Source organism: Rhodococcus sp. 05-2254-2, assembly GCF_002259095.1.
Classification (GTDB): domain Bacteria; phylum Actinomycetota; class Actinomycetes; order Mycobacteriales; family Mycobacteriaceae; genus Rhodococcoides.
In genome coordinates this window covers 797803-819617 of record NZ_NOZJ01000008.1, presented here as the reverse complement: position 1 = coordinate 819617, position 21815 = coordinate 797803, and the positions used below count along the sequence as shown (strand labels likewise).

General features: G+C 64.2%; 22 protein-coding genes. 12 read left to right on the top strand and 10 right to left on the bottom strand.

Features of this window, described 5'->3' with window-relative positions; translation table 11 throughout:
* Positions 1–122: 122 nt before the first annotated feature.
* The 5 genes from CH283_RS14080 to CH283_RS14060 all read right to left on the bottom strand — a co-directional run bounded on the left by CH283_RS14080 (position 123) and on the right by CH283_RS14060 (position 5192).
* On the bottom strand, positions 123–1103 hold the full coding sequence (locus tag CH283_RS14080) for an NAD-dependent epimerase/dehydratase family protein (protein WP_094640518.1): 981 nt from the start codon (positions 1101–1103) through the stop codon (positions 123–125).
* A gap of 81 nt (positions 1104–1184) precedes the next feature.
* Entirely contained in the window at positions 1185–2504 is a 1320-nt protein-coding gene (locus CH283_RS14075) for an MFS transporter (RefSeq protein WP_068048531.1), read from the bottom strand.
* Complete coding sequence (locus CH283_RS14070; RefSeq protein ID WP_094640517.1) at positions 2501–3049, bottom strand: 3-isopropylmalate dehydratase; 549 nt, start codon at positions 3047–3049, stop codon at positions 2501–2503. The genes CH283_RS14075 and CH283_RS14070 overlap by 4 nt, the downstream gene beginning before the upstream one ends.
* A complete protein-coding gene (locus CH283_RS14065) occupies positions 3046–4311 on the bottom strand; it encodes a 3-isopropylmalate dehydratase large subunit (RefSeq protein WP_373557649.1) in 1266 nt (421 codons plus the stop codon). The genes CH283_RS14070 and CH283_RS14065 overlap by 4 nt, the downstream gene beginning before the upstream one ends.
* 5 nt (positions 4312–4316) lie before the next feature.
* Positions 4317–5192: an isocitrate lyase/PEP mutase family protein gene (locus CH283_RS14060; RefSeq protein ID WP_094640516.1), complete on the bottom strand. Its 876-nt coding sequence runs from the start codon at positions 5190–5192 to the stop codon at positions 4317–4319.
* A 109-nt stretch (positions 5193–5301) separates the two neighbouring features.
* On the opposite strand from CH283_RS14060, the gene CH283_RS14055 reads away from it, so the two are divergent.
* Positions 5302–6108 (top strand): IclR family transcriptional regulator, encoded by an 807-nt coding sequence (locus CH283_RS14055; RefSeq protein ID WP_094640589.1) that lies wholly within the window; start codon positions 5302–5304, stop codon positions 6106–6108.
* 41 nt (positions 6109–6149) lie between these two features.
* Here the strand turns inward: CH283_RS14055 and CH283_RS14050 are convergent, their stop codons facing one another.
* Positions 6150–6983 carry a DUF72 domain-containing protein gene (locus CH283_RS14050; protein ID WP_094640515.1) on the bottom strand — a complete coding sequence of 278 codons (834 nt, stop codon included), beginning with the start codon at positions 6981–6983 and terminating at the stop codon, positions 6150–6152.
* Positions 6984–7077: 94 nt separating this feature from the next.
* Here CH283_RS14050 and CH283_RS14045 point away from each other — a divergent pair, with 94 nt between their 5' ends.
* On the top strand, positions 7078–8181 hold the full coding sequence (locus tag CH283_RS14045) for a S1C family serine protease (protein WP_094640514.1): 1104 nt from the start codon (positions 7078–7080) through the stop codon (positions 8179–8181).
* A 3-nt stretch (positions 8182–8184) separates the two neighbouring features.
* Here the strand turns inward: CH283_RS14045 and CH283_RS14040 are convergent, their stop codons facing one another.
* The gene (locus CH283_RS14040) at positions 8185–8598 is read right to left on the bottom strand and encodes a VOC family protein (RefSeq protein WP_094640513.1); all 414 of its coding nucleotides are present in this window, start codon (positions 8596–8598) and stop codon (positions 8185–8187) included.
* 59 nt (positions 8599–8657) lie between these two features.
* On the opposite strand from CH283_RS14040, the gene CH283_RS14035 reads away from it, so the two are divergent.
* From CH283_RS14035 to CH283_RS14010, 6 genes are all read left to right on the top strand, one after another.
* Positions 8658–9635: an LLM class F420-dependent oxidoreductase gene (locus tag CH283_RS14035; RefSeq protein ID WP_176460341.1), complete on the top strand. Its 978-nt coding sequence runs from the start codon at positions 8658–8660 to the stop codon at positions 9633–9635.
* A 67-nt stretch (positions 9636–9702) separates the two neighbouring features.
* Positions 9703–10311 carry an AIM24 family protein gene (locus CH283_RS14030; protein WP_094640512.1) on the top strand — a complete coding sequence of 203 codons (609 nt, stop codon included), beginning with the start codon at positions 9703–9705 and terminating at the stop codon, positions 10309–10311.
* 1 nt (position 10312) lies between these two features.
* Positions 10313–10987, top strand: a complete 675-nt coding sequence (locus CH283_RS14025; RefSeq protein ID WP_094640511.1) for an AIM24 family protein — start codon at positions 10313–10315, stop codon at positions 10985–10987.
* Positions 10957–11736 (top strand): AIM24 family protein, encoded by a 780-nt coding sequence (locus CH283_RS14020; protein WP_094640510.1) that lies wholly within the window; start codon positions 10957–10959, stop codon positions 11734–11736. The genes CH283_RS14025 and CH283_RS14020 overlap by 31 nt, the downstream gene beginning before the upstream one ends.
* 84 nt (positions 11737–11820) lie before the next feature.
* A complete protein-coding gene (locus CH283_RS14015; RefSeq protein ID WP_094640509.1) occupies positions 11821–12147 on the top strand; it encodes a hypothetical protein in 327 nt (108 codons plus the stop codon).
* 69 nt (positions 12148–12216) lie between these two features.
* A complete protein-coding gene (locus CH283_RS14010) occupies positions 12217–12687 on the top strand; it encodes a hypothetical protein (RefSeq protein WP_094640587.1) in 471 nt (156 codons plus the stop codon).
* A 7-nt stretch (positions 12688–12694) separates the two neighbouring features.
* Here CH283_RS14010 and CH283_RS14005 read toward each other — a convergent pair whose 3' ends face one another.
* The gene (locus CH283_RS14005; protein ID WP_094640586.1) at positions 12695–13843 is read right to left on the bottom strand and encodes a macrolide family glycosyltransferase; all 1149 of its coding nucleotides are present in this window, start codon (positions 13841–13843) and stop codon (positions 12695–12697) included.
* 204 nt (positions 13844–14047) lie between these two features.
* Between CH283_RS14005 and CH283_RS14000 the strand changes: the two genes are divergently transcribed.
* From CH283_RS14000 to CH283_RS13990, 3 genes are all read left to right on the top strand, one after another.
* Entirely contained in the window at positions 14048–14635 is a 588-nt protein-coding gene (locus tag CH283_RS14000) for a GNAT family N-acetyltransferase (RefSeq protein ID WP_068048498.1), read from the top strand.
* A gap of 9 nt (positions 14636–14644) precedes the next feature.
* Complete coding sequence (locus tag CH283_RS13995; RefSeq protein ID WP_068048496.1) at positions 14645–17014, top strand: lysylphosphatidylglycerol synthase transmembrane domain-containing protein; 2370 nt, start codon at positions 14645–14647, stop codon at positions 17012–17014.
* Between the two features lie 91 nt (positions 17015–17105).
* Complete coding sequence (locus CH283_RS13990; RefSeq protein ID WP_231893754.1) at positions 17106–18950, top strand: bifunctional diguanylate cyclase/phosphodiesterase; 1845 nt, start codon at positions 17106–17108, stop codon at positions 18948–18950.
* 23 nt (positions 18951–18973) lie between these two features.
* Here the strand turns inward: CH283_RS13990 and CH283_RS13985 are convergent, their stop codons facing one another.
* Both CH283_RS13985 and CH283_RS13980 read right to left on the bottom strand, forming a co-directional pair.
* Positions 18974–19270 carry a putative quinol monooxygenase gene (locus CH283_RS13985; protein WP_068048495.1) on the bottom strand — a complete coding sequence of 99 codons (297 nt, stop codon included), beginning with the start codon at positions 19268–19270 and terminating at the stop codon, positions 18974–18976.
* A gap of 24 nt (positions 19271–19294) precedes the next feature.
* Positions 19295–20800 (bottom strand): PucR family transcriptional regulator, encoded by a 1506-nt coding sequence (locus tag CH283_RS13980; RefSeq protein WP_255183208.1) that lies wholly within the window; start codon positions 20798–20800, stop codon positions 19295–19297.
* 148 nt (positions 20801–20948) lie between these two features.
* On the opposite strand from CH283_RS13980, the gene CH283_RS13975 reads away from it, so the two are divergent.
* A complete protein-coding gene (locus CH283_RS13975) occupies positions 20949–21815 on the top strand; it encodes an FAD binding domain-containing protein (RefSeq protein ID WP_094640508.1) in 867 nt (288 codons plus the stop codon).

Here is a 21815-nt window from a genome sequence, read left to right as displayed (position 1 = left end):
ATTTTCCCGCAAACGCGCGCGCGTTCGCCATACGCGCGCGAATTCGACACCGATCCGTTGACGATTCCGAACGCGTCTGACAATTCCGCGCGCATCTGTTCCCTACGCGTACCCAGCCCAACTCACGTGAGCCCGCGGGCCGCCAGAATTGCCGCTTCACGGTCTGCCGAGAGCCCGACCGGTGGTCGCTCACTCCTCATCGGCGATCGACCTTTCAGCGATTGCAGCCACGTCCACGTGTCCGCGACGGTCTCCTGAATCGGTCGCGTCCGAAGCCTCGCGGCGAATGCCTTCGATACGTCGGATGCATGCAGCGAATCATGATCCGCGCCCGGCGGAATCCAGATCGGGAGCTCCGTCCACGGCTGCACACCTGCAGTGCGAAGCACGTCCGGCTCCACCCAGCACAAGCGTGCGTCGGACCGGGTGGCGGCGATGCAGCACTGCAGAAGCTCGCCGATCGTGGCGTGACCCGGCCGACTCACCACGTCGAATGCCCCGCCGAGACCCCGGGCGGCAGCGTCCAGACTCCAAGCGACCAGATCACGGGCATCGATGTACTGCAGTGCCAGATCGACCGGACCGGGCGCAAGCACATCCCCGGCGGGCTCGATTCTGTTCAGCCACCAGGGAAGTCGACCGATGTTTTCGTAGGGTCCCAGGATCAGACCGGCACGAACCAGCAACGCATCAGTTCCGAAGCCGGCGACTACGGCCTGCTCGCCGCCGAGCTTGCATCGCGCATAGTCCTCGCCAGACCCCTGCACCGTCGGCCAGGCCTCGGTAGCTCCCGCTTGCGGGGCGTCGTACACCGAACGGCTGGAGACATACACGTAACCACCGACTCGACCGGCGAGCAGCGCCGCCGACTGCGCCACCACGTCCGGCTCCCACGACCAGGTGTCGAAGACTATGTCCCAGTTACCTTCTCGGATCTCATTCAGTCCGTCGGGCGAGCGCCTGTCTCCCCGAAGTTGTGTGACACGAGGATCCGACGCGGTTGTGCCGCGATTGAGTACCGTGACGTCCCACTGCAGATCGAGAGCATGTTCGACGGCAGTTCGCCCCACGAAGTCGCTGCCACCGAGGACCAATAACTTCATGAATCCAGTGTGCCGGTGAGCAGTCCGTCCGTTCTGCCGAACGCCCGGTTCGGATCTCTGCTGACAGCAGAGCGGCTCGGGTTACACAGGAAGCTTGCTGTGTCCCGTCTCCTTGATGGTCAGTACCGTCGCTACACCGATGACGCACACGCCCATGACCCAGTACGCCGGTGACATGGCATTGCCGGTCGATTCGACCAATTGTGCTGCAACGTAGGGGGCAGTTCCGCCTGCCGCGATCGTTCCGATGTTGAAGCCCAACGACACTCCGGTGTAGCGAACCGCCCGAGGGAAGAGTTCGGTGAACAGCGGGAATGCCGGGACCTGCACCACACCGTTGAGCACCATGTAGACGAAGTAGACGACGCCGACGACGAGAATGCTCGACGTGGCACCGAGAATCATGAACACCGGCAGCGCAATGATCACGTAGGCCACATAGCCGAACAGCAGCACCGGTTTGCGGCCGAACCTGTCGGTGAGCATCCCACTCAGCGGGAATGTGGCGCAGGCCAATGCAATTGCCACAGCAGACGTCCAGTACACCGAATCTTTCGAGAAGCCGAGGTCGTTGATCAGATACACGCTGAAGTAGGTCAGTCCGATGTACCCGGATCCGTTCATGGCGATCGCAATGCCGACGACGCGGAGCACAGACCACGGTTGCTTCTTCACCACGTCGCTCAACGGGCTCTTGGCGACCTCGTTCTTGGCTGCCATTTCCTCGAACTCAGGGCTGTCCTCGAGCTTGAGCCGCACACGGAGGCATACGAAGGCCAGGGGCAGCGCCAGCAGGAACGGGATGCGCCATCCCCACGACGACATTTGTTCGTCGGTCGTGATCAGAGCCACGAGCCCGACGACGGCTGCGGCGACGGCGAAGCCGAGAGTCGATCCCACCGGCGTGAAGGACCCGAAGAATCCTCGACGGTTCGGCGGTGCCGACTCGGCGATGTAGGTTGCGGCACCGCCGATCTCACCACCTGCCGAGAATCCCTGGGCGAGCCTGATGATGACCAGCAGAACGGGGGCCAGCACCCCGACACTCGAGTGCGTCGGCAGCAGTCCGAGAATGCCGCAGGCAACACCCATGCACACCACGGTGATGACGAGGGCGTGCCGACGACCCTTGCGGTCTCCGAGCCGACCGAAGAAGATTCCGCCGAGCGGACGGGCGACATAGGCGACGCCGAACACGGCCAGGGTCGCGAGAATCGACACGCCTGGGCTGGTGGATGGGAAGAACAGCGGTGCGATGATGACGGCGAGGAAGCCGTAGACCGCGAAGTCGTAGTACTCGATGAGCGTACCGACACCTCCGGCCAGCGCAGCTCGACGCGCGGTCGTGGTGTCCGCCTTGGGCGGTGCAACTCCTGCGCGGGAGTGTTCGGTGTTCGTCATCGCGCTGATCCTTCTGTGAGTGGTTGCTTGCTTCGGTGTTCGGAGAGAAGAAGTTCGTACGAACCGCCCGCTTCGATGACGGCGACGGTTCGGGCATTCGGTGGATGGCCGGTGATCGTGGTGCCGTCCTGCTTCGACACCTCGGCCCGACGCCAGTCGAGTCTGACATCGTCGCCGACGGCCACCGCGTCGGATATCCCGGGAACGGTGATCAGGGGCATACCGTTGAAGGTCTCTCCACGCCAGAATCCAGGCGAGAACGATTCCGCCACAACGGCGCTGATGCCCAGGTTGCGCAGCGCGACCATCGGCGGATAGTGCGGATGTCCGTAGCCGAAGTTCCGCCCTCCGACGATGATGTCTCCGGGTCGAACTCGATCGACGAATGCCGGGTCGTACGCCGCCATGCAGACCGACCTCAAATGATCGGGGTCGTAGGACTTGATGTTCGCAACGCCCACGACCAGGTCGATATCGAAGTCGTCACCGAATATCCACGCGACCGCACCGTCGATGACGTCGGGCGGGGGCGGGTAGGCGCTCACGACCCCACCTGCGCGATCGTCCCGGCGAGGGCGCTGGCCGCGACGGTGAAGGGCGAACCCATGTAGATGTTGGCGTCGGAGCTACCCATTCGCCCGGAGATGTTGAGCACCCCGGTGGAAATGCAGTTCTCGCCGGCCGCGAGGGGCTTCTGGTATCCGAAGCAGAAATCGCAGCTCGACACCGCGATGTGTGCACCAGCTGACCGCAGGATGTCCAGCAGCCCTTCGCTTTCGGCTTGATCGTGCACCTTCTGGGAGGTCGGTACCACGTTCAACTCGACGCCGGGGGCGACGGTCCGCCCGTCGAGCACCAGTGCAGCAGCGCGCAGGTCCTCGATGCGGCCGCTGGCACAGGATCCGATGAACGCCTTCGTGATCGGGATTCCGGCCAGATCGGCAGCGGTGTGCGTGTTGGCTGCGCGAGCCGAACCAGGTTGCACCACCTGCGGAACGATTGTCGACAGGTCGATGGTGTGGCGGGCGGCGTAGGCGGCACCCTCGTCGGGGAGCACGGGGGTGAACGCCTGCCGGGCGACGTCGTGGGCGTAGGCGAGCGACAGTTCGTCGGGTTCGAAGATCGCCGAGACTGCGCCGGTGAACATCGCCATTCCGCACAAACCCTGGCGGTGGTCGATCTTCATCGACCGCGCTCCTGGACCACCGAACTCCATCACCTGGTGGGCACATCCGTCGGCACCGACCAGGTCGATGATCGTGTGAACGAGATCGCGACTGTCGACGCCGGCACCGAACTCACCCACGAGGTCGAACCGTGTGGTGGCCGGGATGTCGACGTACAGCTGTCCCGTCACCCAGGCCTCGATCAGATCCCGACGGATGCCCCAACCCAGTGCACCGAAGGCACCGATTCCGCTGATGTGCCCGTCGAAGTGGACGAGAAAGTCTCCTGGCGTCGCGAGTCCGAGTTCGGCAGTGAGCTGGTGGCCGATGCCTCGGCCCTCGTGCAGCTCGATGCCGTAGAACTCGCACCAGTCTCGCGTGACCTGATGCACCTCTTGCTCTTTGGCGTTCTTCTTGGTGAGCATGTGGTCGATGAAGACGACGTAGCGAGATGGGTCGTCGAGTTCGGTGATGCCGAAGTCCTCGCGCATCTGCCGGAACATCACGTCGGTGTAGCCGGGGAAATCGTAGGCAATCATGCGAGCGGGCCGGACTGCGTGATTCTCTCCAGCGTGCACCACATCGGCATCGCAGGTTCGGCCGAGGATCTTCTCGACCATCGTCAGTGCGTCGGAGCTCATACCGATCACACCTTCGCGTCGGCGGGAAGGTACTTGCGTTGTGCTGCTTCCACTTCCGGGAAGCCGATGAGATCGACGAACTCGTGGTGCTGCAACGCGTCGGCGCTCACGTCGGCCGGCGCTTCACCTCCGGCCAATCGGCGCAGAGCCTCACGAGCGGCTCCGGTGGCGGCCATCAGCACCTGGGTGGGCAGTAGTGCGAGTCGAACGCCGATCTGCCCGAGAACCTCGGGGGTGAAGTCACGCTCGGTCCAGGTCGACGCGGTCAACGTCGCCATCAGCGGAACGCCTACCGCGTCGTGACAGCGAGCCCACTCGTCGGCGGTCTCGAAAGTCTTCGTGACCGGCATGATCATGTCGGCACCCGCGTCGACGTACGCGGTGGCGCGTCGGATTGCGTCGTCGCCACGAGCATCGGTGCGGGCAATCATCAGGACGTGTTCCGGCAGCGAATCCCGGACGGCTCGAACCTTGCCCGACGCTTCCTCGATGCTGATGAGGTCCACCGGCTCGCCAACGCAGATCGGGCACTTCTTGGGTGAGAGCTGGTCTTCCATGAAGACGCCCTGCACGCCCGCGGCAGCGAATCGGCCCGCGGTCCGCGCCGCGTTGACGGCGTTGCCGTAGCCGGTGTCGATGTCCGCGACGAGCGGGAGGGAGGACGCTTCGCCGATCGTGCGCACCGCCTGGAGGTTCTCGGTCATCGTGTAGAGCTCCGCGTCGGGCAGCCCGAGGGCCGCCGACACGGCGAAGCCGGATGCACACAGGGCCGAGAACCCGGCCTGTTCGGCCAGCTTCGCCGTCAGGCCGTCCCACACGCCCGGGGCGTACACGAGGCCCTGTTCGGTCAGATCTTTGAGTGTCGCGGTCATGAGCACCATCCATTTCGTATTGCGGAACGCATTCCGAAACTAGAGTGGTGGCGATCACAAGTCAAGGGGGGTTCGTAGGATGGCGGCAGCACTTCCCAGTCCGATCGAAGGAGCACACGTGGCATCGCCCACCGAGTCCGACGACCACGCCGGCCGCGACATCGTGGGCGCGGTGGTCAAGGCCTGCACGCTGCTCGATCATTTCGATACGACGCACCCCGTGTGGACGCTCAACGAGCTGACGACGGCAAGTCGAATGAACAAGACGACAGTGCACAGACTGATGACCACACTGATCCACGCCGGCTGGGTGGACCGGACGGCCGAGGGCTCGTATCGAATCGGCATGCCCGTGTTCGAGATCGGGTCGTCGGCATTGACCCAACTCGACATCCGCGGTGCGGCACAACCGTACCTGTCGGAGATTGCGGAAAAGTTCGGCGACACTGCGTATCTCATGGTTCCCGCAGACGAGGGAGCCGTGTGCATCGATCGCCATGAAGGGAGCAATCCCCTTGTGGTCGCGGGTATTTCCATCGGTTCGGTTCTCCCGTATCACGCCACCGCAGGCCCGATGGCCATGCTGGCGTTCTCAGCTCGGATTCGCGACCGCTGGCTCACCCAGGATCTACCTGCCTTCACGGATCGAACACCGACGGCGCCGGACGAGTTGCTGGCACGCCTCGAACAGATCCGATCGAAGGGGTACGCACTGAGCAATTCGGACTACCTCACCGGCGTCGCGGCCGTCGGCGCACCGATACTCGGACGAGATGCCGCGGTAATTGCGTCGATCAGCGTTGGCGGCCGAGCGGAGACATTCGAGGGCGATGCCCTGAGCGCAAAGGTCGCGACGATTCTGGCCGCCGCAAAGGGTCTGTCTCGGGTTGCAGAGGCCCTACCTGCGCCAGGAGGAGAACATTGAAGTATCCGCATATCTATGAAATGGACTAGAGAGTCGAATACTCATCTACCGATTCGTTCGATCAGTTTCATTGCGTCGAAGGGTGCGTAGCCCTTGATGTCGTTGTCGAAGTACACATGGACGTCTCTGCCCGTGGCCGTCCAGTCCGAGATCTTCGCAGCCCATCGATCGAGCGCCGCATCCGTGTAGCCGCTGGCGTACAGCTCCTCGTCGCCGTGCAGGCGGGCGTACATGAAATCGGCTGTGGGGGTGTCGACGTACGGGTACTTGCCGGCGGTGTCGGCGACGACGAACGCAATATCGTTCTCTCGCAACAACTCCACTGCCGCGTCCGAGGCGAAACTCTGATGCCGCGCTTCCACGCAGTGCCGAAGCGGCCGCGACGACGAAGCAGGCAACAACACTCGATCCTCGGCCAATTTGTCGTCCCTCATGCCCGCCAACGAGACTGCAGCAGAGACCGTTCGGGGCAACATGGCAAAGAAATCCGACATCTTCCGCGCGTCGAATTCGAGGTTCGGCGGCAACTGCCACAGGAACGGTCCGAGCTTGTCGCCCAGCGTCAGCACCCCGGTGGCAAAGAAGTTCGCGAGTGCCGCCTCGACTCCGACGAGCCGCTTGATGTGGGTGACGTACCGACCACCCTTGATGGAGAACACGAAGTCGTCCGGCGTCTCGTCGTGCCACTTGGTGAAGCTCGATGGCTTCTGCATCGCATAGAACGTGCCGTTGATCTCGATCGATGTCAGATGTTCCGACGCGTACCCGAGTTCCTTGCGATGCGCCAAGCCCGCCGGATAGAAATCTCCTCGCCAGGGCGCGTACGTCCAACCGGAGATGCCGATCAGAACTCGGGGTCGACGCGACGCGGGCATGAGCAGACTGTAGACGGGCGCACAAGCAGGCACCGCAGGCCGTGATTGCCAACTAGCTGGCACCACCATCGCCACCGGACCATAATCGGTCTCTATGCGGTCGGGTGGACGAGCGGTGGTGTTGACGCTGGTCGCTGCCGGCGTGTGGCTCTTCGCGACGCCGTCGCTCGATCCCGGAACCGCGGACTTCGTCGCAACTCCGGCACCGGCCGTCGCACCCGTCGCCGAACCGCCACCCCTGACGCTCGAAGAGCTCACAGCTCGCGTCGATCCCACCGTTGTCACACTCTCGGCATCCGCAGGATTTTCCGGGGTCGCGGGCACGGGCTTCGTCGTCGCCCCCGACGGAATCGTGCTCACCAACTTCCACGTCGTCGAGAACGCCACCGACATCAGCGCAGTGCACATGGGCAACGGACTCATCTACGACGCCACCGTGTTGGGTTACGACAAATCTCGTGACGTGGCGGTCGTGCAGTTGATCACCGCGGCCGACCTGCCGGTGGTCGAGCTTGCCCCGGACCCACTTCCCGAGGTGGGTGATGCGGTGACCGCCGTCGGGAATGCCTCGGGTGCAGGGGTATTGGTTCCGGCGCCGGGAGCGGTGACCGCCCTCGATCAGCAGGTGCGTACGCGCAGTTCGGTGGACGGTTCGGGGAATACGTTGGAGCGAATGATTCGCGTCGATGCCGATGTGCGAGCGGGGGATTCGGGCGGGCCCCTCTTCGATGCCTGGGGCCGAGTGGTGGGCGTGAACACCGCGGGGTTGTCCGACGAGGCGCGCAACGGCACCGAGTTCACGCCGCCGCAGGCACCCGAGGCGTACGCCGTCCCCATCTCCGAGGCGGTCTCGGTACTCGACCAGGTCCTCGCGGGCCAGTCCGGTGGCACCGTACATGTCGGTCCCACACCGTATTTCGGAGTTTCGGTGCGCGATGTGTCGGTCTTCGAGAACAAGCCGGCGATCGGTGCGGCCGTGGTATCGGTGACCTTCGATTCTCCGGCGGAGGTCCTGGGACTGTCCGCGGGGGACATCATCGTGACGTTCGACGGCACGGAGATCGGATCCTCGTCGGACCTGTCGGAGGCGCTGCTCGGACGTCGCCCCGGCGAGCCCGCCGTCGTCGAATGGGTCGATGACGCAGGCGTAACCAGCTCCGGCACAATCACACTCGCCGCGGGAATGCCGACAGCCTGAGGGTCAGTCCTGCAGCACCGACAACACATTGCCCGCCGGGTCGGTGAACCAGGCGATCAGCGGTCCGCCATGGCGAAAGATTCCCTTCTCGTCGGTACCCATGGCAGGAGTGGAGCCTGCGGAACGACCCTGTATGTCCGGATACTGCGCGAAGACAACTCCTTTGGCGATCAGGGAGTCGACAGCGCTCTCGATATCGGTCACCGGAAAGTTCAGGATGGTGTACTGCGCGGGTACGTGCCCTGGACGCGGATAGATCAGCACGATCGCCCCGGTCCCGAGGTGCAGCTCGAGCATGCCCATCTCGTTCTCGGTGACCGTCAGTCCGAGCGTCTCGGCATAGAACGTGCGCGCCGCCTGCAGGTCGTTTACGCCGAATCCGGAGAACGGCTGCCTGGTCAGCTCCAAGAATGTCATCGTCGAATTATCGCGCTCCGGCACATGCCACGGGCCGATATCCGAGTAGCGTGGATCTCGTGACTATTCGCCTCGGTTACCAGATGCCCAACTTCAGCTACGACGGTTCGGTCGCAGAGCTCTTTCCCCAGGTCATCGCGCAGGCGCGCGAGGCCGAAGCGGCCGGGTTCGACACCGCATTCGTGATGGATCACTTCTACCAACTTCCCGGGATCGGCAAGCCCGACGAGCCCATGCTCGAGGCCTACTCTGCGCTGTCCGCGCTCGCGACGGCCACCGACACCATCCAGCTCTCCGCGCTGGTCACCGGCAACACCTACCGCAACCCGGCGATCCTCGCCAAGACCGTCACCACGTTGGACGTCGTCAGCGGCGGTCGCGCGATCCTCGGGATCGGAGCCGGCTGGTACGAACTCGAGCACCAGAGCTTCGGACTCGAGTTCGGCACGTTCACCGACCGTTTCGAGCGACTCGACGAGGCACTGCAGATCATCGAACCGATGCTCCGCGGCCAGCGTCCCACGTTCGACGGTCTCTGGTACCAGGTCGAGAACGCGATGAACGAGCCCCGCATCCGCGACGACCTGCCGATCATGCTCGGCGGCGGTGGCGAGAAGAAGACGTTCGGCTTGGCCGCACAGTTCGCCGATCACCTCAACATCATCTGCGACGCAAACGAATTGCCGCGCAAGATGGCTGCCGTCCAGGCCCGTTGCGAGGAGGTCGATCGCGACCCCAAGGACCTCGAGACGAGTTTCCTCGCGTTCGTCATCGTCGACGAGGACGGCGACAAGGCCAAGGAACTGCAGCGTGACTTCGTGCTCAAGCAGGGCCTCGACCTGACGAACCTGTCCGAGGAGGACGCAGCGAAGGCCACCGATCGGCACTTCTGCGGAACCCCCGACGACGTCGCCGAGCAGGTACAGAAGCGGGTCCTCGATCAGGGCATCGACGGCATCATCATCAACCTGATCACCAACGGACACCAGCCGGGAGCCGTCGAACTGGCAGGTAAAGCCCTGAAGCCGCTCGTCTAGAAATTTGCTCCAGCAGTAGCCGCGGGGGCGCGTGCGGTGGCATAGTTCCCCCGTGGCTCAGCTGAGGATGAACGGGCACCGCGTCTTGGTCGCCGACCTGACCGGCGACTCCCTGCGCGCGATGTCGGGCTCGATGGTGGCGTACGAGGGCGATGTCGCCTTCAAGAGCGCCGGTATGGGTGGCGGCGGCGGTTTTCGCGCCGCACTCAAACAGAAGGTGACGGGCGAGTCGCTGTCGCTGATGGACGTGTCCGGCAAGGGCACCGTCTACTTCGCCGTCGACGCTCAGGACATCACTCTCGTCGAGGTCCAGGGCGACAACCTGCACGTAGAGTCGTCCCAGTTGCTGGCTCTCACAGGGCAACTGAAGACCGACATCAAATTCTCCGGCTTGCGCGGTGCCAGTTCCGGCCAGGGACTGTTCACCACCGTCGTCAGCGGGTCCGGCACCGTGGCATTGCTGTCCAAAGGTGGGCCGATCATCGCCCTCGCCGTCGATCCGCAGTATCCACTCGTCGTCGATCCCGACGCGTTCGTCGCCCATCGCGGCCACCTGAACCAGAGCTTCGTCACCGACGTCACGTGGCGTTCCGCCATCGGCGGCGGTAGCGGCGAGGCGTTCTCCCTCCGCTTCGACGGCCAGGGCGTCGTCTACATCCAACCCGAGGAGCGCTGACGTGCCACTCGAACTGGTCAACAGCAAAGTCGTGAAATCCGTTCTGGCACCGAATCAGAACGTGCTCGCGCGTCGTGGAGCGATGCTCTACTACACCGGCGACGTCCGGTTCGTTCCGCACTCGATGGGCGGCGCGGGTGCCATGCCGGGCATGGGCGGCGTTGCCGGCATGACCGGGCGGATGATGGCAGGCGAGCACGTGGCGATGATGGCAGCCGAGGGGCAGGGCGAGGTCTTCTACGGTCATGCCGGGTTGTACATCGAGGTGATCCATCTCGACGGTTCGTCGATGCTCACAGTCGAAGCCGATCGACTGCTGGTGCACGACGGCTACCTCCAGAGTTCCATCGTGGCTCTGACCTCGCAGGGCGGAGTACGCGGAGCAGTGCGCGGCGCGATGACCGGACAGGGCTTGTTCACGACACAACTGACCGGCCAGGGCAGCGTCGCGGTTCTCTCGCACGGGGGCGCGACTCCGCTGCAGATCGGACCGGATCACCCCCAGGTGGTGGTCGATCCGCAGGCGTACGTTTGCCACATCGGCAACATCAACGTCGACATCTCTGCGAACGTCGGGTGGCGCGACGCCGTCGGCAAGGGCAGCGGCGAGGCGATCCAATTGAAGATGACCGGCATGGGCACCGTATGGGTGCAGGCGTCCGAGCAGAAGTTCTAGGGAGCACTGTCGTGGAAATACACACCCCGTACACCCTCCCGGTCAACGACAACGTTCCCGGCAACGACTATGCGTTCTGCGTCGAACTCGCAGGCCAGCCGTGGTTCACGTCGAAGGGCGCGATGATCGCGTACTACGGCAACGTTCGCTTCGAGCCGCTCGGGCAGACGTCCATGCCCGCCATCGTCGCGGCGCGGTTCTCGTCTCCGTTGTACTCGAACGACTGGGTACTCGCGCAGGGTCAGGGCAAGCTGATCCTCGGCGATCGCGGTTTCAATATCAACAGCTACGACCTCGACGACGGCAACCTCACCATCCGGGCGGCGAACCTCCTTGCGTTCGAGCCGACTCTGGATCTCAAGCAGTCCATCGTCCCGGGATTCCTGACCCTGTTGGGTACCGGCAAGTTCCTGGCCTCGTCCAACGGCCCCGTCATGTTCGCCGAGCCGCCACTGCGTATCGACCCGGAAGCCCTTGTCGGATGGGCGGATTGCCCCTCGCCGTCGCATCACTTCGACGCCGACTGGATGCAGAACTTCCTCGGTGCAGCCCGCGGATTCCTCGGGGCGAACAGCGGCGAGGAGCGTCAGTTCGACTTCACCGGGGCCGGCACTGTGCTGATCCAGTCGAGCGAGAAGGTGCTCGACGATTCACACCTGTTGCGCTACATCGAATCGCAGACGGTCTCGCTGGGCCAGAACTCGCTGCGGGCGCTGCACAACACCATCGGGGCTCGGCTACAGCAGTAGCCCGCCTCGCAGCACCTCGACGGTGAACACGGCGGCTGTTCGGCGAGAACGCGCATACTGGAGTTTCACCTAGGAGGTACAGCCATGGCCAACCAAGGACCGTTCGGATTCGGATCCGACGACTTCGACAAGTTCGCCCGTGAGGCAACCGAGGGACTACGCGAGGTGGTCGGATCGCTGTTCGCCTCCAACACCGGGGCACCCAAAGCTCCGCCGGAGCCCGAAACCACAGGTCAGAAGGGGGACGGAGTCTGGGCGATCTACAGCGTCGACGACGCCGGATCACCCCAGATCGACCAGCTCTACGCCACCGAACTCGATGCCCTGCGTGCGCACAAGGACAACACCGACCCGCGCCGACGCGTCCGCTTCCTGCCCTACGGCGTGAGCGTCAGCGTTCTGGAGGACTGAATCGGGTGCACTGGACCGCGCTCCGCGCGGCTGGCTGCACCGGATTTGCTGTAGATGGAGTCGATTCTCATGACCGCACACACAGAGTCCGTCTCGATCCCGCTAGGACAACCCGTGTTCGTGCATGCGCTCAGGTACACAGCGTTGTTCGATCGGAAGCCGTTCTCCGAGGCCCTACTGATCTACACCGACAACGGCGCGTACAAGATCGTGTCACCGGGCGAGGATCACTACGGCAGCTACGTCTCGTACACCGACGTCGCCGAGGGCCCGCAGCATGTGATCTTCCTGTCGTGGCCGTCGGAGGATTGGGACCGGAACGTCGCGTCTCACACCCTGACGTTCAATCCCGATTCTGCGGCGTTCAGACAGGTGCTCGTCCTGCCCGGCAATCCTGTGCCACGCTCCCAATACGGTTACGCGCTGCCGATTCCCGATCCGCACAGCGTGGACATGACGGCATCCTGGGATCGGGTTCGCGAGACCTGCGCCGAGACGTTCACGCAGCTGGAGCTCCTGGCCGCAGCTCGACAGCCGTGACGTCGAGCTAGTTCTGGAACTGCTCGATCGCATCGGCCGCCTGTTCGACGCCACCGTGTGCTCGCACCTGGGCACTCATTGCCGCTGCGCGCGGTGCCAATTGGCGAGCTTGGGCAACTGCGTCGACCAGGCTCGAAGCCGTGACCTTCTCGAATTCCAGGTGCACGCCGACGCCGAGTTCGGCGAGCATCGCCGCATTGCCGAATTGATCGACGGCCTGGGGGATGGCCACGGTCGGGACACCGAACCACAGCGCCTCGGTACAACCACCCATCCCGGCATGAGTGACGAAAACGGTCGCAACATCGAGCACCGCGAGCTGCGGAACATGTTCGTGTACCTGGACATTCGCTGGTAGCTCACCGAGCACGGCCGGGTCGACGCGTCGGCCGATCGAGATCACCAGATGCCAGTCGGTGTTCGCGAAGGTCTCGATGCACAGTCGGTAGAACTCTGGTCGCTCGTTGTAGCCCGTACCGAAGGAGATGTACAGGATCTGCGCGTCGGGTGCCGTCCAGCTGCGATCACTCAGACGTACCGGATCGAGGCACGGCCCGACGAACCGCACCGATTCCGGTACCCGATCCGCATTGGGCTGCATCACTTTCGGGATGAGCGACAGACAGTGCTGCGGGTAGGTGATCCACTCCCAGGGATCGGCGTCGATGTCGTTGTCTCGCAACCACGCCGTGTACGAAGCGTGGTACCGCAGACCACCAGCGGATTCACGCATCGGCGTCAGTACATCGGAAAGATCCTCGGCGTACCCATCCCACGCCACGTACGTCGGTGAGAGTTGCACGGCCGTCACTCCGTATCGCACTCCGAGAACCGGTGCTGTCATGCCGCCGATGTCGTACAGAAACAGATCCGGCTGATCGTCGTCGTAGAACGCGGTGAGCACCGGATACGACGCGATCGCCTCGTCGAGGAAGACCTGCATGGCCGCGGCCGGGTCATCCGGCCACGACGCCTCCCCGTCAGGAAGTATCGAGGTGAACGGCACCACCTCGACGCCCGCGGGTTCGACCACGTGTCGCAGAGAATCACCGACGGCATAGGTGACGCGGTGTCCTCGCCGGACCAGCTCGGCAATCACGGCCAGCGATGGATAGATGTGGCTGGGAGCCGTCGTGCCGATCATGGCGATGTGCATGATCCCCACCGTAGGGCGCATCACGCGCCGCGAGCCAGCGAATTTCGTCGGCGATCAGATCAATCAGTAACGGTAGCGAGACCGTGATGGTTGCCTGCAGTGATATCGCCTTCACCGAGGTGATTGCCCTAGTACTCGTGGCCGTCACCGCAGCGCTGATCGTCATGCTTTCCCGGACGGGCAGATCCGACGTATCGTCGGCGAATGTCCTTTCTGCAACCGGTGACCCTCACTGACGATCTCGTGACCCTGGAGCCGCTGAGCCACGATCACCTCGAAGGTCTGTGCGATGCCGCCCGAGACGGGGAGCTGTGGAATCTCTGGTACACCAGTGTTCCGAAGCCCGAGGACATGGCGGCCGAGATCGACCGTCGACTCGGATTGCTCGACGCAGGCACGATGCTTCCGTTCACGCTGCGCCGCAACGACACCGGGCAGATCATCGGAGCGACAACGTTCTGCAACGCCGACGCCACCAACCGTCGCGTCGAAATCGGATACACGTGGAATGCCCGCTCCGCGCACGGAACCGGCACCAATCCCGCGAGCAAACTGCTGTTGCTGACGCATGCATTCGAGGAACTGGGATGCATCGCCGTCGAATTTCGTACCCATTGGATGAACCTGCAGTCGCGGACGGCGATCGCGAAACTGGGTGCGAAGCAGGACGGGATTCTGCGCAATCATCAACGCATGTCCGACGGTTCGTTGCGCGACACCGTCGTGTTCTCGATCATCGAATCCGAATGGCCCACCGTCCGCAACGAACTCCGCAGGCGTACCGCACGGTAGGTTGACCCCATGCGTGTGGATGGGCGGGACGTTCCCGTAGCGGGGAACCTGCTTCAGCCGCTGGTGCGCAGAACCAGCGACATCATTCGGGTCGTATCGGCCGCGGCGCTACTGGGTGTGGTGATCGCCGGTTCGCTGATCACCAGAAATCAGTGGGACGCGCTCGAGCAATCGGTGTCGAACATCGTCGGCGTGCTCAGCCCCGACCAATCCAATGCCGTCTACATCGTCTACGGCGTCGCAATTCTCGCGCTCCCGTTCGGCGTCCTGATCGGACTGATCGCGGGCCGCAAATGGAAACTGCTCGCCGGGTACGCGGCCGCGGCACTGCTGGCCGCGCTGGCGTTGTCGATCACCGGGACCGGGATCTCCACTCCCACCTGGGACCTCGACGTTCCCGAGCGACTCGACACGTTCCTCTCGCAATTCCTCGACGATTCGCGCTGGATCGCCATGTTGGCCGCGGCCTTGACGGTGTCCGGCCCGGGCCTGCCCGCACGATGGCGTCGGGCATGGTGGACGCTGTTGCTCGCGTTCGTGCCGATACATCTGGTCGTCTCCACCGTGGTCCCGGCTCGCTCGATGCTCGGACTGGCGGTCGGCTGGCTCGTCGGAGCCGTCATCGTGTTGCTCGTCGGCACGCCCGCGCTGGAGGTTCCGCTCGACGCGGCGGTTCGCCTGTTCCACAGCCGCGGTGTCACCGTTCGCAGCTTCACCGTCGTCCGCCCGGCTGGCCCCGGCCCGTTGGTGTTGAACGCACACACTCCCGACGCCGATGTGGTGGTCGAGTTGTACGGGCAGAATCAGCGCAGCGGTGGTGCCCTACGCCAGTCCTGGCGGTGGATCACACTGCGTGGCAGCGAAACTGCGCCACTGCACGCGTCGATGCGCCGGGCCGTCGAGCATCGCGCCCTGATGGGCCTTGCCATCAAGGGGTTGGGTGCGGCGGGAAGTCACCCACTGGCGGTGGCCGCGCTCGACAGAGGATGGACCCTATACGCGCACAGCCTTCCCATCGGTGATCCGATCGAGGCGGAGCACGACGACGCCACCCTCGGCGCTCTGTGGTCGGCCCTGCACACTCTGCACGAGAACCAGATCTCCCACGGCGACCTGCACCGAAACGAACTCCGGATTCACGACGGCAAGGCCCTCTTCTGCGGTTTCGGTCATGCCGAACTGGGTGCCTCGGATTCCCAGATGCAATCCGACGTCGCGCAGTTGTTGCTCACCACCGCAGACCTGTTCGGCTCCCAGCGCGCCGTCGCGACCGCCATCGACGTACTCGGCTTCGAGACCGTGGTTGCGGCCTCGGGTCGCTTGACCAAGTCCGCCATCCCGCCGCGCATTCGCCAATCGGTTCGCGACGCCGACAAGACGATGAAGGCAGTCCGGCTCGAGGTTCTCGAGCAGACCGGTGCGGCCAAGATCGAGGCCGAGCAGGTCACCCGATTCAGCCGCAACCAGATCATCTCGCTCGTGCTGTTGATCGGATTGGTCTACGTCGCATACCCGTTCATCAGTGCGGTGCCCGCGTTCGTCACCGAACTCGGTTCGGCGAACTGGTGGTGGGCTCTGCTCGGTCTGGCGGTGTCCGCGCTGACGTACGTCGGTGCCGGAGCCGCGTTGTGGGCGTGCGCGCTGGGCAAGGTCAGCTTCTGGAATCTGACGGTGATGCAGGTCGCCAACACCTTCGCGGCGACGACGACACCCGCCGGCGTCGGCGGACTGGCCCTGAGCGTGCGATTCCTGCAGAAGGGTGGGTTGGGAACGGTTCGCGCGACGGCGGCTGTGGCGCTGCAACAATCGGTCCAGGTGATCACGCACGTGAGCCTGCTGATCTTCTTCAGCGTCGTCGCAGGCACCTCGTCCGGTCTGTCGAACATGGTGCCGGGCAACACCGTGCTGTATCTCATCGCAGGTGCCGCTTTCGGCGTCGTCGGGACGTTCATGTTCGTACCCAAGCTGCGACGCTGGCTGCGGGTAGCCGTTCGTCCGCAGATCAAGGAAGTCCTCGGCGAACTGGGCGAACTCGCCCGCGACCCCAAACGGTTCTCGATCATCATCCTCGGCTGCGCGGCCACGACGTTGGGTGCCGCGCTTGCACTGTGGGCGAGCATCGAGGCCTTCGGCGGCGGCACCACGTTCGTCACCGTGACGGTGGTGACGATGATCGGCGGAACTCTGGCCTCGGCCGCGCCGACGCCGGGCGGTGTGGGTGCCGTGGAGGCCGCACTCATCGGCGGTCTGGCCGCCTTCGGAGTGCCCGCCTCCATCGCCGTGCCGTCGGTCTTGCTCTATCGCGTCCTGACCTGCTGGTTGCCGGTGTTTCTCGGGTGGCCGACACTACGGTGGCTCACCAAGCGAGACATGGTCTGACGCACTGCAGACAGCGTGTATGCCCGATTCCGGCACAGCTCCACGTGGCGCTGGTAGCGTTCAGCCGGCCGGGGATCTGCCCATGAGAGGTATGCCCATTTCCAGACCGGGGATTGCGGTGACGGCCGAGGGCCGTACGCGATACAGGCCTGGGCTCCACGCCACGCGCGCGAGAGTCGACGACGACTACACGTACTTCGCGAACACAGCGCGCGAGCGTTGGGTGCGGTATTTCGTCGGAACCCTGACACTGTTGTTCGGCCTGTCCGGGATCCTGATGGTTCCCACCGGCATCCACTACGACGGCCTGGCGGTATTCGTCCTCCTCGGGGCGTTGACGACGATACCGGTGGCGATCGCGTGGTTCCTCGGACCATGGCCGTCACCGCGTCTGGCCAATGCCTTCGTGTTCTACGCAGACGTCGGCATCGTGGGCATCTTGTTCAGCAGCACCGACCGTTATGTGCCACTGGCCGGATGCATGATGTTCACGATCGTGGCTGTCTTCACCGTCATTGCAAGCTCGTTCCGAGTGATGTGGATTCACCTGGCGGTCTCGGTGGCGACGGTACTTGCACTCGGCATACTTGCGGTCGGTCAGGGAAAGAACCCGTGGCTGGTGGCCGCGACCGCAGTCACCGTCGTCACGTTGTACCTCACCCCCTTGATGATGCGGGCGTACATCCGGCATCTACGTTCTCGGGCATCGGGAGCCGTCATCGATTCGCTGACGGGCCTGTACAACCGGCGCGGATTGCTCGAGGCAATCGATGACGTCGGTACCGCCTCCACCGACAGCCCCTCGGATCGAACCATCGGGGTCACCGTTCTCGACATCGATCGGTTCAAGGACATCAACGACCGATTCGGTCACCCCACCGGCGATGCAGTACTGATCGAGATCGCCTCACGGCTCACCGCCGCGGTACCGCAGACATCGGTGGTCTCGCGCCTGAGCGGAGACGAGTTCGTCATCGTGCACATCGGTTCGCCCGGCGAGATCGAATCGGCCGACCACAGGATCCGGATCGGTCTCGACGAAAGCTTCTCCGGACCGCCTTTCACCGCCAGTGTCGGTTCTGCCTCGGAACTACTCGGCGGCGAACCCGTCACCCCTACCGTCGTGCGCAAACTGATCGCATCGGCCGATATCGAGATGTATCGCAACAAGTCTCGACTCTCCGAGGACGACGGCAGCGCCCGCGGCACCAGCACCGGAACGCGAGCGGACATCCGCACGCGCATCGAGACCTTGATCTCGCGAGGCGGGCCCGACGTGGTGTTCCAACCTATCTGCGACACGGTCACCACAAGGGTCGTCGGTTACGAGGCACTGTCTCGTTTTCCTTTCGGCTACGGCTCGCCGACGATGTGGTTCCGCGACGCCACCAATGCGGGAATCGGACCCCTTCTCGAAGCCGCCGCCATCGACCGCGCGCTGGCCGCGTCCGCGTCACTTCCCCGCGGAATCTTCGTTTCACTCAACGCGTCTGCCGACACCATTCGTTCCACCGACCTGGCCGCCGTACTGAAGCCGTTCCAGAAGAACCGACAGTTCCACATCGAAATCACCGAACACGAGCGGGTCCACGACTACCGCGCGGTCGCCCGAACCATCGAATCCATGCGCGGAGCAGGCATATCCATCTCCGTCGACGACGTAGGTGCCGGCTTCGCCGGACTTCGCCAGGTGGTCGAACTGCGCCCCGACACCCTGAAGATCGACTACGCACTGGTGCACGGAATCGACACCGACCCGATCCGAAGGGCCGCCGCTGCATCGGTGATCGGATTTGCACACGAGATCGGGTCGACGGTCATCATGGAAGGCGTCGAAACCGAAGCGGAACTCCGAGTGGCCGCCGAACTCGGAGCAGACATGGTGCAGGGCTTTCTCACCGGACGACCACTACCGCTGTCGGACATCACCGGGTAGTGCTGCGCGGCCCCTCCAGCCGATCAGATCGACGAGTCGACCGTGAACTTCGTCAGTGTCGGAGCGGCAGCAAGCATCGGCGGCAGTTCGGTGATCTGGCCGGGACCGGCGCGGAACTCGCGGTACTTCGCATCGGCCTCGGCCGACTCCCACGTCTCGTAGGCCACCACGTGGGCTTCGTTCTCCTCGTCGACCCACACGTCGACGCCGAGGCAACCCTCGAACGCGCGGGTTTCGGCCAGCACCGTGCGCAGCAGTGCTCGCGCGTCGGCAAGAGACTCGGGCTTGAACGTCAGATCCAGTGTTGCAATGAGAGCCATGGCTCCAGGGTAGACCGCGACGGGTCACCGCAGCCGTAGTGCCAAGTAGAACTCGATCCTGTCCTCCAGTCGCGACAGATCGCGGCCGGTCAGTTCCTCGATGCGCTGGATGCGATATCGGACGGAATTGACGTGCATGTGCAGTTGTTCGGCACATCGCGTCCAGGCTCCGTTGGTGTCGAGGTACACCGACAGTGTCTCGACGAGATCACTGTTGTGCAGGTCGTCGTAGTCGACCAGGGGAGTCAGCAGTCTCGAGGTGAACATGCGTCGCACGTCGTCGGGAACGTTGGCGAGAAGTATTGTCAGCGTGGCCAATTCGTCGTGCCCGACGACACTGCAGTCCGAGCCACGACGCTCGGCGAGTCTGCGGGCGTAGCGCGCTTCCTCGATCGCGCTTCGGATGTCGGCGGGCGCGGTCGGAGCACTGACACCGATCGAGGTGCCGCTACCGATCAGTCCCGGTGCCAACGTGTGGACCGCTCGCCGAACGGAATCGGTTCGGTCGGTTCGCGCCTCCACCAACGCGATGGCCTCACCGTCGACGATTCCGAGGGTGATCTCCAACGGTGCCAGCACTTCTCGTAACAGCGGGCGTAGCTCGCCGAGCCGCAACGTCTCCCCGGACGTGGCCACAGCCACTGCAGCATAACGTGTTTCGATGTCGAGCCCGATGACGTGCATCTGGGCGAGGATGTCAGCGGCCGTCGCACCGCCGACGATCGTGCGCACGAATTCCTGCGCCAGAATTCCCGACCCGGACAGGCGATCGTCGACGCGACTGCGTTCCACCGCCACGATCGACGCCAGCTGTCCGGCCAGGGAAAGTCTCGGCGCATCCCATGTCTGCCAATCGCTTTCGAAGGCCACGAACCAATCCACGACCCGCGGTGCGGACTCACCGTCGACGGCGAACACCGAGACTCGCTGCTCCGGGCAATAGCGCGGCAGCCGTACCGAGCTCATGAAGTCCTGCGCCACCGCTTCGGTGTCCGGCGGATTTTCGGATCCGGCGAGTACCCGCCCCGACGACGTGACCACCCAGCAGTTCATACCCAGATCGGAGCTGACCATCTCCAGCAGCGGACCGAGGCCCCCACCGGGACCCGCGCTCGCGACCAGGCGTCGGTGCCGATCGAGCACCAGGCTCAGGTCCGAGGCCCGGGCCGTGGACAGCTGCCGGACGACGCTCTCGGTCACCGTGGCGAAAGCGATGTCGGCGGGGACCCGAAAGAGCGGCAGGCCGTGCTCGAGGCAGGCGTCGACCAGATCGTCGGGCACCACGCCGTCGTCGGATGCCGCCAGCGCCGAGATTCCGGCCTTGGACACCGCCCGGACGAACGTCCTCGAGTCCTCGGGGCCCGTCCGCCACATCAGACCGGTCAGCACCAGCTCTCCGCCGCTGAGGTAGCGACTCGGATCGAGCATGTCGGTGGTCACGACCCATCGGATGGTCGGATCGAAGTGCTCGGGAGTGACGATCGGCTGCAGTTTCAGGTCGGGGAGATCGGCCAGATCACGCAGTCTCACGGTGCATCGACCTCCTCTTCGTAGGATCCTCCAAAACCTACACTGTGATCGGCGTCATACTTCGTCGTTCCTGTCTCTCGTTCGCATGGCCTCCGACGGTTGTACTGGGTGAACACGACCGAAAGACACGTGAGCGGAGAACAGCACGATGGAATTTCTACGACCACAGACCTGGGGCGACGCGTTGGCCGCGAAGGCCGACAACGTCGACGTGGTGCCCATCCAGGGCGGCACCGACGTCATGGTCGAGATGAACTTCGACCTGCACCGGCCGGGCGCATTGCTGGATCTGAACCCGATCACCGAACTCACCGAGTGGAAGCGGCTTCCCGACGGGACGCTGCGGGTCGGCGCAGGCGTGCCGTACGTCCGCATCATCGCCGAGCTCGGAGACATGCTTCCCGGCATCTCCCAGGCCTCCCGCACCGTCGGCTCACCGCAGATCCGCAATCGCGGGACCGTCGGCGGCAACCTCGGCGGCGCGTCGCCAGCAGGCGATCTGCACGCGCCTCTGCTCGCAGCGGGCGCGACCGTCGAGGTCGAATCGGCCGAGCGCGGAGTACGCATGATCCCCGCCACCGAGTTCTACCTCGGCGTCAAGCGCAATTCCTGCCTGCCCGACGAACTCATCCGCGCCTTTCACGTGGCACCGGCAGCGGGACCGCAGTACTTCTCCAAGATCGGCACCCGCAACGCGATGGTCATCGCAGTCTGCTCGTTCTCGATCGCACTGTTTCCGCAGGAGGGTCGTGTGGGTACCGGGCTCGGCTCCGCTGCGCCGACGCCGCGCCGGGCTTACGATGCCGAGAACTACCTCGCGGCCGAACTCGAGTGGGACGGTGCCCTCGATCCGCGGGTATCGGAGGAATTCGGCCGATTGGTCAGTGCGGCAGCAAGTCCCATCGACGACGTACGAGGCACTGCCGATTACCGCAAGCACGCCCTGTCCGTGATGGCCCGGCGAACACTGGGCTGGGCATGGCGAGACCTCACAGCCGCACGGAAGGTGGCCTGA

What these genes read in the sequence shown, in the direction of transcription:
- CH283_RS13990 (WP_231893754.1), top strand. Translation starts at nt 17,106, where the DNA reads ATGCCCATTTCCAGACCGGGGATTGCGGTGACGGCCGAGGGCCGTACG.
- CH283_RS14005 (WP_094640586.1), bottom strand. Translation starts at nt 13,843, where the DNA reads ATGCACATCGCCATGATCGGCACGACGGCTCCCAGCCACATCTATCCA.
- CH283_RS14080 (WP_094640518.1), bottom strand. Translation starts at nt 1,103, where the DNA reads ATGAAGTTATTGGTCCTCGGTGGCAGCGACTTCGTGGGGCGAACTGCC.
- CH283_RS14075 (WP_068048531.1), bottom strand. Translation starts at nt 2,504, where the DNA reads ATGACGAACACCGAACACTCCCGCGCAGGAGTTGCACCGCCCAAGGCG.
- CH283_RS14040 (WP_094640513.1), bottom strand. Translation starts at nt 8,598, where the DNA reads ATGACATTCTTGGAGCTGACCAGGCAGCCGTTCTCCGGATTCGGCGTA.
- CH283_RS13995 (WP_068048496.1), top strand. Translation starts at nt 14,645, where the DNA reads ATGCGTGTGGATGGGCGGGACGTTCCCGTAGCGGGGAACCTGCTTCAG.
- CH283_RS14060 (WP_094640516.1), bottom strand. Translation starts at nt 5,192, where the DNA reads ATGGTGCTCATGACCGCGACACTCAAAGATCTGACCGAACAGGGCCTC.
- CH283_RS14065 (WP_373557649.1), bottom strand. Translation starts at nt 4,311, where the DNA reads ATGAGCTCCGACGCACTGACGATGGTCGAGAAGATCCTCGGCCGAACC.
- CH283_RS14015 (WP_094640509.1), top strand. Translation starts at nt 11,821, where the DNA reads ATGGCCAACCAAGGACCGTTCGGATTCGGATCCGACGACTTCGACAAG.
- CH283_RS14045 (WP_094640514.1), top strand. Translation starts at nt 7,078, where the DNA reads ATGCGGTCGGGTGGACGAGCGGTGGTGTTGACGCTGGTCGCTGCCGGC.
- CH283_RS14010 (WP_094640587.1), top strand. Translation starts at nt 12,217, where the DNA reads ATGACCGCACACACAGAGTCCGTCTCGATCCCGCTAGGACAACCCGTG.
- CH283_RS14000 (WP_068048498.1), top strand. Translation starts at nt 14,048, where the DNA reads ATGTCCTTTCTGCAACCGGTGACCCTCACTGACGATCTCGTGACCCTG.
- CH283_RS13985 (WP_068048495.1), bottom strand. Translation starts at nt 19,270, where the DNA reads ATGGCTCTCATTGCAACACTGGATCTGACGTTCAAGCCCGAGTCTCTT.
- CH283_RS14020 (WP_094640510.1), top strand. Translation starts at nt 10,957, where the DNA reads ATGGGTGCAGGCGTCCGAGCAGAAGTTCTAGGGAGCACTGTCGTGGAA.
- CH283_RS13975 (WP_094640508.1), top strand. Translation starts at nt 20,949, where the DNA reads ATGGAATTTCTACGACCACAGACCTGGGGCGACGCGTTGGCCGCGAAG.
- CH283_RS14050 (WP_094640515.1), bottom strand. Translation starts at nt 6,983, where the DNA reads ATGCCCGCGTCGCGTCGACCCCGAGTTCTGATCGGCATCTCCGGTTGG.
- CH283_RS14030 (WP_094640512.1), top strand. Translation starts at nt 9,703, where the DNA reads ATGAACGGGCACCGCGTCTTGGTCGCCGACCTGACCGGCGACTCCCTG.